The organism is Devosia riboflavina (genome assembly GCF_000743575.1).
Classification (GTDB): domain Bacteria; phylum Pseudomonadota; class Alphaproteobacteria; order Rhizobiales; family Devosiaceae; genus Devosia; species Devosia riboflavina.
In genome coordinates this window covers 1-12,498 of record NZ_JQGC01000015.1, presented here as the reverse complement: position 1 = coordinate 12,498, position 12,498 = coordinate 1, and the positions used below count along the sequence as shown (strand labels likewise).

Annotated in this window: 12 protein-coding genes; 7 read left to right on the top strand and 5 right to left on the bottom strand. The window is 63.4% G+C overall.

The window, feature by feature from the left end; translation table 11 throughout:
* The 6 genes from JP75_RS15335 to JP75_RS15310 all read left to right on the top strand — a co-directional run bounded on the left by JP75_RS15335 (position 1) and on the right by JP75_RS15310 (position 6,261).
* Positions 1 to 189, top strand: a complete 189-nt coding sequence (locus tag JP75_RS15335; protein WP_152565865.1) for a hypothetical protein — start codon at positions 1 to 3, stop codon at positions 187 to 189.
* A 47-nt stretch (positions 190 to 236) separates the two neighbouring features.
* The gene (locus tag JP75_RS15330; RefSeq protein ID WP_035085074.1) at positions 237 to 1,967 is read left to right on the top strand and encodes a sensor histidine kinase; all 1,731 of its coding nucleotides are present in this window, start codon (positions 237 to 239) and stop codon (positions 1,965 to 1,967) included.
* 133 nt (positions 1,968 to 2,100) lie between these two features.
* Positions 2,101 to 2,370, top strand: coding sequence for a 30S ribosomal protein S15 (gene rpsO, locus JP75_RS15325; RefSeq protein ID WP_035084587.1), 270 nt, complete (start codon positions 2,101 to 2,103; stop codon positions 2,368 to 2,370).
* A 299-nt stretch (positions 2,371 to 2,669) separates the two neighbouring features.
* Positions 2,670 to 4,814: a polyribonucleotide nucleotidyltransferase gene (gene pnp / locus JP75_RS15320; RefSeq protein WP_035084585.1), complete on the top strand. Its 2,145-nt coding sequence runs from the start codon at positions 2,670 to 2,672 to the stop codon at positions 4,812 to 4,814.
* A gap of 84 nt (positions 4,815 to 4,898) precedes the next feature.
* Positions 4,899 to 5,453, top strand: a complete 555-nt coding sequence (locus JP75_RS15315) for an alpha/beta hydrolase (RefSeq protein WP_152565864.1) — start codon at positions 4,899 to 4,901, stop codon at positions 5,451 to 5,453.
* A gap of 157 nt (positions 5,454 to 5,610) precedes the next feature.
* On the top strand, positions 5,611 to 6,261 hold the full coding sequence (locus JP75_RS15310; protein ID WP_035084583.1) for a L,D-transpeptidase: 651 nt from the start codon (positions 5,611 to 5,613) through the stop codon (positions 6,259 to 6,261).
* Between the two features lie 436 nt (positions 6,262 to 6,697).
* Here JP75_RS15310 and JP75_RS15305 read toward each other — a convergent pair whose 3' ends face one another.
* The 3 genes from JP75_RS15305 to JP75_RS15295 are packed head-to-tail and all read right to left on the bottom strand — an operon-like array spanning position 6,698 to position 8,735.
* Positions 6,698 to 7,924: an RNA polymerase sigma factor gene (locus JP75_RS15305; protein ID WP_035084580.1), complete on the bottom strand. Its 1,227-nt coding sequence runs from the start codon at positions 7,922 to 7,924 to the stop codon at positions 6,698 to 6,700.
* A gap of 1 nt (position 7,925) precedes the next feature.
* Entirely contained in the window at positions 7,926 to 8,288 is a 363-nt protein-coding gene (locus JP75_RS15300) for a YciI family protein (protein WP_035084577.1), read from the bottom strand.
* 48 nt (positions 8,289 to 8,336) lie between these two features.
* Entirely contained in the window at positions 8,337 to 8,735 is a 399-nt protein-coding gene (locus tag JP75_RS15295; protein ID WP_035085066.1) for an MAPEG family protein, read from the bottom strand.
* Positions 8,736 to 8,854: 119 nt separating this feature from the next.
* On the opposite strand from JP75_RS15295, the gene JP75_RS15290 reads away from it, so the two are divergent.
* Positions 8,855 to 9,613, top strand: a complete 759-nt coding sequence (locus JP75_RS15290) for a Stf0 family sulfotransferase (protein WP_035084575.1) — start codon at positions 8,855 to 8,857, stop codon at positions 9,611 to 9,613.
* On the opposite strand, the gene JP75_RS15285 is transcribed toward JP75_RS15290, so the two are convergent.
* Both JP75_RS15285 and infB read right to left on the bottom strand, forming a co-directional pair.
* Complete coding sequence (locus tag JP75_RS15285) at positions 9,594 to 10,211, bottom strand: HAD-IA family hydrolase (RefSeq protein ID WP_035084571.1); 618 nt, start codon at positions 10,209 to 10,211, stop codon at positions 9,594 to 9,596. The two genes, JP75_RS15290 and JP75_RS15285, sit on opposite strands and share 20 nt — an antisense overlap.
* 108 nt (positions 10,212 to 10,319) lie before the next feature.
* Positions 10,320 to 12,498 (bottom strand): translation initiation factor IF-2 (gene infB / locus JP75_RS15280; protein ID WP_169745532.1); only part of this gene is annotated, 2,179 nt, incomplete at its 5' end.

Here is a 12,498-nt window from a genome sequence, read left to right as displayed (position 1 = left end):
ATGAGCACACCACACAAGGCAGAAGCCGCCGCCATGAGGGACGGGCACAAGCCTGGACCGAAGGATTCCCCGGTGCAGGTCCGCAATGCGGGGGCTGAAGCGCAGGCTGACAAGCCGAAGAAATGGGATAAGGTGGACGAGGCGGTAGACGAGAGTTTTCCTGCCAGCGACGCTAGCGCCAAATATTGACTGGCCCGCCCGGGCCCAACCTGCCAGTCGGCAAGGACCAGAACGCCATGGCAGCACAAGCCCAGGACCGGGCCGCAGAGTCCGGCAAGGCGCGGAGTTTGAGATCGCGACGGCCCCTGCCGGTCGCGCTCTACCTGCTCACGCTCATGCTTGTCATTCTGATCCCGGCGCTGATCGTGGCGCTGGTGCTGCTCAACAGCACCAATGACGCGCAGGAACAGGTCGTCGAATCCCTCACCAATGCCACTGTGCAGGCCATGGGCCAGGCGGTGGATCGCGAAATTTCGGGCATGGCGACGACCTTGCGCGTGCTCTCGTCCGACCCGTCCCTTGCCGGGGGCGATCTCGGGGAATTCCATCGCCGCGCTACCGTGGCGCTGGCGGGCACCGGTTCTTATCTCATCGGCACCGATGCCAACGCCCAGCAATTGCTCAATAGCCGGGTCGAATTCGGTTCGCCCCTCGGGCTCTCCTCGGATGCAGCGACGGCAACGCGGGCCATCGAGCGCGGGCGGCCGACGATTTCGGGCCTGTTCTTCGGCCAGGTGGCGCAGACCTGGGTCTATAATGTGTGGCTGCCCCTGCCCGATGAGCAGCCGGTGCGCCTCCTAGCGCTGACCCAGAATGCCCGGGATCTCATTCCCGTCCTGCAATCGCGGGAATTGCCGCAGGGCTGGAATGCGGCGCTGGTCGACAGCAGCAATACCGTCATCGCCTCGACCACCGGGGACGAATTTGCCATTGGCGACACTTTGCCGATGCGGCGCAATCTCGAGGACACGACCTCGGGCTGGACCGAGGAACAATTGCACGGGGAAACCGTCGTGACCTCGGAATGGCGCTCGGGCCTGACCGGCTGGCGCATCATTGCCTGGGCTTCGGCCTCGAGCGTCAAGCGCCCCTTGGGGGAATCGCTGCTGCAACTGGCGGCCTGGGGTCTCGTTATCGCCGTTGTCGCTTCGCTGATCGCTGTTTTCATCGCCCAGCAATTGAGCCGCTCGGTGCGGGGCCTGCGGCTCGATGCGCAACGCCTTGGGCGCGGCGAAGCCGTGTTCGAGCGGCACTATCCGGTCGCCGAGATCGACGAGGTTTCAAAGGCCCTGGTGCAGGCCTCGCGCCAGCGGCAGACGGCGGAGCGCGACGTGCGCTTCCTGATGCGCGAACTGGCGCATCGCTCGAAAAACCAGATGGCCGTCATTTCCGCCATGGCCAAGCAGACGGCGCGGGGCGCGACGGACGTGCCGCGCTATGTCGAGGGGCTGGAGCGGCGCATCATGGGGCTGGCGCGCTCGACCGACCTGTTGCTCGCCCATGGACGAGCCGGCGTGTCGCTGCGCGAACTGATCGACCTGCATCTGGCCCCGTTCCGGCCGCAGGACGCGACGCGGGTGCGCATCGAGGGCGCCGATTTGAGGATCAATCCGCAGGGGGCGCAGATCCTGGGCATGGCGGTGCATGAGCTGGCGGTCAACGCCACCCAATATGGCGCCTTTGCTGATGAAAGGGGCAAATTGACCCTTTCCTGGAATGAGGACGACGACCAGCTCGCCATGCGCTGGCGCGAAACCCTGTCGGCGCCGCTTAAGGCCAGCGAAAGGGCGGGGTTCGGGACGACCGTGCTGCGTTCCATGGTGGGCGGGGCGCTCGGGGCCAAGGTCGAGCGCCATGAACATGCCGATGGGGTCGAATGGACCATCGATATTCCCATGACCGCGCTCGATCCGGCCTTTGCCGCGGTGCGGCCCGACGAGCAGCTCGAAGAGCGCCGGAATCAATAAGCTGGCTTTATCAGGTGCTTTGCACTATAGGGACCGCCAGCAGGCTCACTTTGCCCGCGCTATAAACAGGCCCTACCTGGACGACATCCTGGCTGGGGCTCTTTCATCCTCAAAATTCTAGAAGGATTTGCCGATGTCGATTACCGCTGAGCGCAAGACCGCCCTCATCAAGGAATATGCAACCACTGCCAACGATACCGGCTCGCCGGAAGTGCAGGTTGCCATCCTCTCCGAGCGTATTGCCAACCTCACCGAACACTTCAAGGGCCACAACAAGGACAACCACTCCCGTCGTGGTCTCCTCAAGCTGGTTTCGACCCGTCGTAGCCTCCTCGACTACCTCAAGAAGGTCGACGAGAACCGCTACAAGACGCTGATCGAAAAGCTCGGCCTCCGTCGCTAAGCGACCCAAGTTTCCGGCGCGGGAGGTCTCTTCCGCGCCGGTTGCCCTTTATGGGCTTACTCGGAGCTATTGCTCCCCCTTAGGCCGGCAGCGCCGGAGCATGGCAGGATTATTGGCGCCTTCCGCTGAGGAGACGCTTGTTGTCTTGTCCATGTTCTGAACCTGTCACAGACAGAAACAGTGCCTGATTTTGAGCCGGCGCGCACATGGGGTGCGGCACCGGTGCGGGCACACCGAAGCGTTCGCGGACCCTCGCCTATTCCGCGTTCCCGCGCTCCGGCAGAATGGAAAGACACCAAATGTCGATCAATTTTGACCACCACAAGGTCGAACTCAACTGGGGCGGCCAGCCGCTGACGCTCGAAACCGGCAAGATCGCCCGCCAGGCGGACGGCGCCGTGCTCGCGACGCTGGGCGAGACCGTTGTGCTCGCAACCGTGGTTTCGGCCAAGTCGCCCAAGCCGGGCCAGGATTTCTTCCCCCTGACCGTCAACTACCAGGAAAAGTATTTTGCCGCCGGCAAGATCCCGGGCGGCTACTTCAAGCGCGAAGGTCGTCCGACCGAGAACGAAACGCTGGTTTCGCGCCTCATCGACCGTCCGATCCGCCCGCTCTTCCCCGATGGCTACAAGAACGAGACCCAGGTCATCGTCACTGTTCTGCAGCACGACATGGAAAACAATCCTGACGTGCTCTCGATGGTCGCAGCCTCTGCTGCGCTGACCATTTCCGGCGTTCCCTTCATGGGCCCGATCGGCGCAGCCCGCGTTGCCTATATCGATGGCGCCTATGTGCTGAACCCGTCGATCGATCGTCGCTCGGACAGCAAGCTCGATCTCGTCATGGCCGGCACCCAGGACGCCGTGCTCATGGTTGAATCGGAAGCCCAGGAGCTGTCCGAAGAAGTCATGCTCGGCGCCGTCATGTTCGGCCACGCCGAAAGCGCCAAGGTCATCCAGGCGATCATCAAGCTGGCCGAGCTTGCCGCCAAGGAACCGCGCGATTTCACGGCTCCGGATTTCTCGGCACTTGAAGCTCAAGTTCTGGCCATTGCCGAAGCCGACCTCCGCGCTGCCTACCAGATCACCGAAAAGGCCCAGCGCTATGCTGCGGTCGATGCCGCCAATGCCAAGGTCAAGGAAGCTTTTGCGGCCAAGATCGAAGCCGGCGAGCTGACCAAGGAAGAGCTGGGCGAAGTCGTCCACAACCTCCAGGCCAAGATCGTTCGCTGGAACATTCTGGATACCGGCAGCCGTATCGACGGCCGTGATCTGAAAACCGTCCGCCCGATCCTGGCGGAAGTCGGTGTCCTGCCGCGTACCCACGGTTCTGCCATCTTCACCCGTGGTGAAACCCAGGCCCTGGTTGTTGCCACCCTCGGCACCGCCGAAGACGAGCAGTTCATCGATTCTCTGGAAGGCACCAAGAAGGAAAACTTCCTGCTGCACTACAACTTCCCGCCCTACTCGGTCGGTGAAGCCGGTCGCATGGGTTCGCCCGGTCGTCGCGAAATCGGTCACGGCAAGCTCGCTTGGCGCGCCATCAACCCGATCCGCCCCTCGATCGAAGAATTCCCCTACACGATCCGTATCGTGTCCGAGATCACCGAATCCAACGGCTCGTCCTCCATGGCGACCGTTTGCGGTACCTCGCTGGCGCTGATGGATGCCGGTGTGCCGATGAAGCGCCCGGTGGCCGGTATTGCCATGGGTCTCATCCTCGAAGGCGAGAAGTTCGCCGTTCTCTCCGACATTCTCGGCGACGAAGATCACCTCGGCGACATGGACTTCAAGGTGGCCGGCACTGAAGCGGGCGTGACCTCGCTGCAGATGGACATCAAGATCGCCGGCATCACCGAAGAGATCATGAAGATCGCTCTCGGCCAGGCCAAGGACGGTCGTATTCATATCCTCTCTGAAATGTCCAAGGCCCTCTCGGCCTCGCGCGGCGAAGTGGGCGAGTTCGCTCCCCGCATCGAAACGCTGAAGATTCCGACCGACAAGATCCGTGAAGTGATCGGCACCGGCGGCAAGGTCATCCGCGAGATTGTCGAAAAGACCGGCGCCAAGATCAACATCGAAGACGACGGCACCGTAAAGGTTTCGTCCTCGGATGGCTCGCAGATCGAAGCCGCGATCAAGTGGATCCGTTCGATCACCGACGAAGCCGAAGTTGGCGGCATCTATCAGGGCACCGTCGTGAAAACTGCCGATTTCGGCGCCTTCGTGAACTTCTTCGGCGCCAAGGACGGCCTCGTCCACATTTCCCAGCTCGCCGACCAGCGCGTTGCCAAGACCACCGACGTGGTCAAGGAAGGCGACAAGGTCTGGGTCAAGCTCCTCGGCTTTGACGAGCGCGGCAAGGTCCGCCTGTCGATGAAGGTGCTCGACCAGGCGACCGGCAAGGAAATCGTCCGGGAAGCCAAGGACGACGCTGCCGAATAAGGCGCGTTTTCCAAGCAAGAATATTGAAAGGCCCGGAGCGATCCGGGCCTTTTGCTTTTCGTGCCTTTGGGTCACTATCCCCACATGATCACGGTGCTTTTCATCCATAGCGCCGGTCCGCAGGGGCCGGGAGAAGGCAGCAGCGCCCTCGTCGGGGCATTGCGCGCCATTCTGCCGCCTGATCTGAGGCTGATTGCGCCGCTGATGCCCAAGCCGGACGCGCCCGAGGCCGAACCGTGGATCGCGGCGGTGGCAGGTGAAATCAAGGCGATTCCCAGCGACTTCGTCCTTGTCGGGCATTCGCTGGGCGGGTCGACCATTTTGCAGGTTCTGACGCGGTTTGGCCTGCCGGATCGGCTCCTCGGCGTCTTGACGCTGGCCGCGCCTTTCTGGAGCGCCGAGGACTGGGAGATCGCCGAATTCGCCCTGCCCGAGGATGCCGGGACGAGGCTGCAGGCCCTCTCGAACCTCGTCATCCTTCAGGGCGACAGGGACGAAGTGGTCGCGAAAAACCACCCCGCCCTCTATAAGGCACTGCTGCCGCAGGCGCGGGTGAGCTTCTTGTCCGGTATCGACCATGAAGCAGCCGCGGCCGGGCCTGATCTCGTCGCTGCCATCCACTCCATCACAGCCGCGTGAGACCTGTGGGATTTCGGCAACAGGCCGAACTATGATCACATTGTGGCGAGGAACCGCCGCATTCGTGCCACGTTAAGCGGGAGAAGCGTTACTGCAAGGAACGAGGCGGCGCCCTGCCCTCTCGACGTGATTCTTTGCCTGTCCCGAGGTTCCAGTTTTGATTTCCCGCCGCCTTTTCCTCATCGGCCTCTCCGCGACGGCCCTGGCAGCCTGTTCGACCACGCGTCAGCCTGTGGTCCAGGAGCCGACCATCGATCCGTACTACCTGCGCATGTACGGCCCGGTCACCAATGAAGCCTACCCGATCGCCGCCATGGATCTGCGTCGCGTCGATCCGAAATGGTGGCGCCAGGAAGTGCCCTATTTCACCACCGAACGTCCCGGCACGATCGTGGTCGATACCCCGGCACACTATCTCTATCTCGTCATGGAAAATGGCCGCGCGCTGCGCTACGGCATCGGCGTCGGCAAGGACGAGGCTCTCGTCTTCCGCGGCGATGCCACCATCGGCCGCAAGGCCGAATGGCCGCGCTGGACCCCGACCAAGTCGATGATCGCCCGCGAGCCCGATCGCTATGGCCCCTGGGCCAATGGCATGGGCGCAGGTCCGGAAAACCCGCTGGGGCCGCGCGCGCTTTACCTCTACAAAAACGGTGCCGATACGCTTTTCCGTATCCACGGCACGACCGAACCCTATACGATCGGCACCAACGTTTCCTCGGGCTGCATTCGCCTGATGAACCAGGACATCATCGATCTCTATGCCCGCGTCCCCTCGGGCACGCGCGTGACGGTGATCAACGCCTAAGTGCGGATTACGGGAAAACCGGTAACAGTTTTCCCGACCGTGCCTTTCGCAATGTCGCCGCAATAGTTCTGGCGGATCGTGGCACCCGGGAGCGAAAACTCTCGTCACGACCTCCAAAATATACTGCCGGCCGCGGTTCATACCGTAGTCACCCGCATCCGGCATCCAGGGCCCGTTCCGCAAGGAGCGGGCTCTTTCGTTTTTAGGGGCCGATGCTAGGGTCGATTCGCCCAACGGGTTGGGTGACAAAGCCTTTTGGACGCCCCGAGCATTCGAGCGTTTCACATGTCGATGAAACGGTTTGGTAAGGTGGTTCTCTTCCACCAGATGTCACCCCGGCGAAGGCCGGGGTCCACCCTGAGATCGGGAGATGGGCCCCGGCCTTCGCCGGGGTGACAATCGAGTTTGGGACAGACCCGGTGAAGGATGAAACGCGCTATTCGCGAACTGCTTGCGCCCGGGCCTTGAGGAAGCCGATATCGGCCTCGTTGGTGGCCAGGGCGATGGCTCTTTCATAGGCGGCTTGCGCTTCGGCTTTCCGCCCGCTGCGGGCCAGCAGCTCGGCAAAAGCCGCGTGAAACGGCTGATAGGCGCCGAGTTCGGCCTGGAGCGGCATGATCATTGCGAGCGCGGTGTCCGGGCGGCCGGCCTCGGCTATGGCGACGGCGCGGTGGAGCCGGACCACGGGCGTCGGTTCGAAGCGCAAGAGGCTGTCATAGAGCAGCACGATCTGCGGCCAATCCGAGCCGTTTTCGCCGATATGGCAGGCGGCGATGGCGGCCTTGATCTGATAGGGGCCGGGCAGGCGCCGGTTCATGGCGCGATCGAGCAGGCCGAGGCCTTCGGCAATCAGCGCCCGGTCCCAGCGGCCGCGATCCTGTGCGGCGAGCGGCACGGTGGCGCCGGTATGGTCCTCGCGGGCGCCGTGCCGGGCATGGGTGATGAGCAGGAGGGCGAGACACCCTTCGATCTCCGGATCGGCGGGGCGCAGGCTGTCGAGCAGGCGGGCGAGGAAGATCGCCTCGGCTGCGAGATTTTTGCGGCTCTCGGCAGTGCCGGCATAGCCGCTGGTAAAGACCAGATAGATGACGGCCAGCACGGCCTGCAGCCGTTCGGCCCAATCCTGCGGCTCCGGCACGGCATAGGGAATGCCCGCCGCCGTGATCTTGGCCCTGGCGCGGGAGAGGCGCTGCCCCATGGTCGGTTCGGCGTCGAGAAAGACGGCGGCGATGTCATGTGTCGACAATCCGCAAATGGTGCGCAGGGTCAGCGCCACCTGCGATTTGGGCTCGAGAGCGGGGTGGCAGCAGGTAAAGATCAGCCGCAGCCGTTCGTCGGGAATGTCGTAGGCGTCATCCTCGCGCGTTTCGGCAGTAAGCAGGCGTAGGGCGTCGACCTTCCGGCCCTCCGATTTGCTCTGGCGCAGGCGATCGATGGCCTTGCGATAGGCGGTTTGCAGCAGCCAGCCGAGCGGCGCGGCGGGCACGCCATTGCGGCCCCAATGGCTGACGGCGGACAGCATGGCATCCTGCAAGGCTTCCTCGGCCAATTGGAAATTGCCGAGGCGGGCGATCAGCGCCGCCATGAGCCGCCCCCGGTCATTGCGCATCAAACCCTCGAGGGCCCTTGTCGCCGCAACGGCGCCGGAGGCGGCCTGCGTCATCTCAATTGCCCGCGGGATTGAACGTCATCAGCGGGCGCACTTCCACCGTGCCATAGGCCGCGGTGGGGATCAGGGCGGCATAGCGCAGGGCGGCGTCGAGATCGGGCACCTCGATGACATAATAGCCGCCCAGATGCTCGCGCGTTTCGGCAAAGGGGCCGTCCATGGTTTCGACCTTGCCGCGATTGAGGCGCAGCGAGGTGGCGGTGTCTATGTTTTTGAGGGCCTCGCCGGCGACGAGCACGCCATCGGCCTTCATCTGCTGGTTGGCAGCGAAATAGCCGGACATCATGGTCTCGTGTTCGGGCGTGCCATATTTGGGCTCGCGCTGCGGGTCGGCATAGATGAGAAGCATATATTGCATTTTGTAACCTCTGGTTGGATCAGGCTTAAGAGAAGACGGAAGACGGCGCTAGGCCGGGCGACCGAGTAGGATCAGCACGAGGCAGACGACCAGCACCGCCACGGCAAGAAAGTTGGAGCCATTGCCGAGATAGCGCAGGGGATGTGCCGCGTTCCCCGGCGGGAGGCCGAAGGGATGAACCAGGCGGCCCAGCACCAGCAGGGCGCCGGCAATATGGAGCCAGATGGCGCTGGTGCCCTGCGCCTCGGCGAGCAGCATGAGCAGCAGCACGAAGGGCACCCATTCGATGAAATTGCCGTGCTGGCGAATTTTTTGCAGCAGGTCGGCATGGCCGCCATCGCCGAAGGACTGGTTGTATTGCGCCCGGGTCGCCGAAACCCTGACGAAGAGCACCAGCCAGATCAGGATGAGCGGCAGGCTATAGAGCGTGGTGGCGGTAAGGGGCATTGGACGCTGTCCTCGATTGGAAATGACCCAAGAACGGAGGCCATTGCCGAATTTCGACATCGCGATTTTATTTTTCTCGACATGCGCCATCGGGACGCGGGACGCGCTAAGACTGGCTCATGCCACAGTTCCCCCAAAGCTATCTCATCTGCGGCACGCCGCGCTCGGGCAGTACGCTGATCTGCGAAATGCTCTATCGGAGCGCCGTCGCCGGCAGGCCGAACTCCTATTTTCGCGAGGTCGATATTGCGCATTGGGCGCAGGATTGGGGTGTTTCCCCGGCCAAGGGCATCGATACGCCGGCCTTTGATCGTGCCTATCTCGCGGCCATGCGCGAAGCCGGCAGGGCGGGAACGGGAATCTTTGGGCTGCGGGTGATGTATTCGAGCCTTGCCGATGCCGGGCGGCGGCTGGAGCGGGTTTTTGGCAGCGCGGATACCGTGCCGGCGCAGCTCGAGGCGGCGTTTGGGCCCCTCCTCTATATCCACCTCTCGCGCGGCGACAAGCTCGGTCAGGCGGTCTCGCTGGTGCGGGCTGAACAGACCGGGCTCTGGCACCTCAATGCCGATGGCAGCGTGCTCGAGGGATCGCTGGAGCGGCCGGAGCCGGTCTATGACGGCAAAAGGATCGCGGCGGTGCTGGCGGACCTGGAAGCGGACGACCGGGCTTGGGACGCTTTCTTTGCGGCCTATCGGATCACGCCGCTGCGGCTGACTTATGAAGGGGTCACTGCTGCGCCGCAGCGGGCCCTGGCGGAGATTTTTGCGCGCCTCGGGCTCGACGAGGGCATTGCCCTCGCCATGGCGGTGCCGACGGCCAAAATGGCCGATGCGACGAGCCGGCAATGGGTGGAGCGGTTCAGGCGGGAAAACGTCTAGGGACTTTGGCGAGTTCGTCAAGCAGCGACATGTTCGCCCGCCAGTGAATGGCATTCCATCCCTGCTCGCGCGCGGCGATGACATTGTCTTCCGTGTCATCCACGAGGGTAATGTCGTCGGGTGAACTGCCCAGCGTGTCCTGGATGTGCCGATAGAATTGCTGGCTGGGTTTTCGGTGTCCGATGGCGGCCGAGTAAAAGATGCCGTCGACCTGGCGGGCGAGGCCCATGACCTCCATCAGATAGGTGGCGCGCATGTGCTCCTGGTTTGTCGCGAGATAGACCAGGTGTCCTCTGGTGCGCAGTTCTGCCATACCCTCGATAACCGCTTCAACGAGCCGGGAGTCATTCTCAAACCAGTAGTCGATCAGGGTTTGGGCGGAGACGGCTGACGCGATGTCGGTGAGGAATTCGGCGAGTTCGGGAAGGAGCGCCTTGCGTCCGGTGATGATATCCGGCCAGCGCGGTTTGAAGAACTCGCGTTGGAGGGTCGGCGCCGAGATGCCGAGGTCGGCTTCGAGGTCGGTAAAAAGGTGCGCGCCATCCTTGGGACGACCGGCAACGAGGACGCCGTCGACGTCCATCATGATGATCTGCATGTAGCTCTCTCCTCCGCGCCTCGATCTTAGGAAGATGGCAGCGAAGGGCACAAACAAAAAGGGCGCGGCCCGTGGCCACGCCCTTTAATTTTCTTGTCTGGCAGCGTTTTAGAGCGTGCGCTGCACGGTCTCGACGCGGAAGCATTCGATGACGTCCTTGGGGCGGATGTCTTCGTAGTTTTCGAAGGCCATGCCGCATTCCTGGCCGACCTGGACTTCCTTGACTTCGTCCTTGAAGCGCTTGAGCGTCTTGAGCTTGCCTTCGTGGATGACGACGTTGTCGCGGAGGAGGCGCACGCCGGCGCCGCGTTCCACAAGGCCCTCGGTGACGCGGCAACCCGCGACCTTGCCGACCTTGGTGATCTGGAAGACTTCGAGGATTTCCGCGTAGCCGATGAAGGTTTCGCGGCGCTCTGGCGCCAAGAGACCAGACATGGCCGACTTCACGTCATCCACGAGGTCGTAGATGATGTTGTAGTAGCGGATTTCGATGCCTTCGCGGGTCGCCAGGTCCTGCGCCTGCTTGTTGGCACGGACGTTGAAGCCGATGATGACGGCCTTGGAAGCCGTTGCCAGCGTCACGTCGCTTTCGGTGATACCACCAACGCCCTGATGCAGGATCTGCGCCGAGACTTCGTCGGTGCCGAGCTTGTCGAGGCTGGCCACGATCGCTTCCACCGAACCCTGCACGTCACCCTTGATGATCAGCGGGAACTTGGCGATGCCATTGGCCTTGAGCTGATTCATCATCTGCTCGAGGCTGGTGGCGCCGCCGCCGGCCGTCTTTTCACGGATGGCGCGCTGACGATATTCGGTGACTTCGCGGGCACGCGCTTCGGTTTCGACGACCGAGCAACGATCGCCGGCCGAGGGCACACCGGTAAAGCCGAGGACTTCAACCGGAACCGAGGGACCAGCTTCCTTGACCTGCTCGCCCTTGTCGTTGATGAGGGCGCGAACTTTCGCGAACTCGGTGCCGGCGACGAGAATGTCGCCGACGCGCAGCGTGCCGCGCTGCACGAGAACGGTGGCCACGGCGCCGCGGCCGCGATCGAGCTTGGCTTCGACCACGATACCTTCGGCGCGACCGTCACGGGCGACCTTGAGTTCGAGGACTTCGGCCTGCAGCAGGATGGTTTCGAGCAGTTTGTCGAGACCGGCGCGGGTCTTGGCCGATACTTCCACATCGAGCACTTCGCCGCCCATGGATTCCACGAACACTTCGTGCTGCAGCAGTTCCGTGCGCACGCGCTGGGGATTGGCGTCCGGCTTGTCCATCTTGTTGATGGCCACGATGATCGGAACACCGGCCGCCTTGGCGTGCTTGATGGATTCGATGGTCTGCGGCATGACGCCGTCATCGGCCGCCACGACCAGCACCGCAATATCAGTTGCCTGGGCGCCACGGGCACGCATGGCGGTGAACGCCTCGTGGCCCGGGGTGTCGAGGAAGGTGATCTTGGTGCCGTTCTTTTCGACCTGGTAGGCGCCGATATGCTGGGTGATGCCACCGGCTTCACCGGAAACCACATTGGCTTCGCGGATGGCGTCGAGGAGCGAGGTCTTGCCGTGGTCGACGTGGCCCATAATGGTCACGACGGGCGCACGATCGGTCAGATCCTCGGCCTTGTCGTCGGAGGGAAGATCGAAGAGACCTTCTTCGACGTCGGCTTCCGAGACGCGCTTGACGGTGTGGCCGAGTTCGCCGGCGATCAGTTCAGCGGTATCGGCATCGATCACATCGGTGATCTTGGCCATATTGCCCTGCTGCATCAGCATCTTGATGACGGTGACGGAGCGTTCGGCCATGCGGTTGGCGAGTTCGCCCACCGTGATGACTTCCGGAATGACCACTTCGCGGCTGAGTTTTGGCGCATCCTGCTGGTTGCGGCCCATCTTCTTGTCGCGACGGCGCTTCATGGCGGCGAGCGAGGGACCGCGATCCCTATCGCTTTCGGTCGTGGCGCTCGAAACCGTCAGACGGCCACGGGCGGCACCCTCATCGCCACGGCGCGAGGGGCGCTCGGGCTGGGCGCGCGAGGCGCGGCGGGCATTTTCGAGTTCGGCTTCGGTCGTCGGACGCTGCTGCGGCGCGCCGGTCCGGACGCGACGGCCATCGGCCTCGCTGGGGGCCGCGGGCGGCACATTGCCGATCGGGGCCATGCCGGCGCCGGCGGGACGACGATCGCCGGCCGGGCGGGTGCCAGTGCCTGCGGGGCGCGTGCCGGTGGAGCCGGCCGGGCGCGTATTGCCGGTCGGACGGGCATTGGGGTTCGGCCGTTCGCCA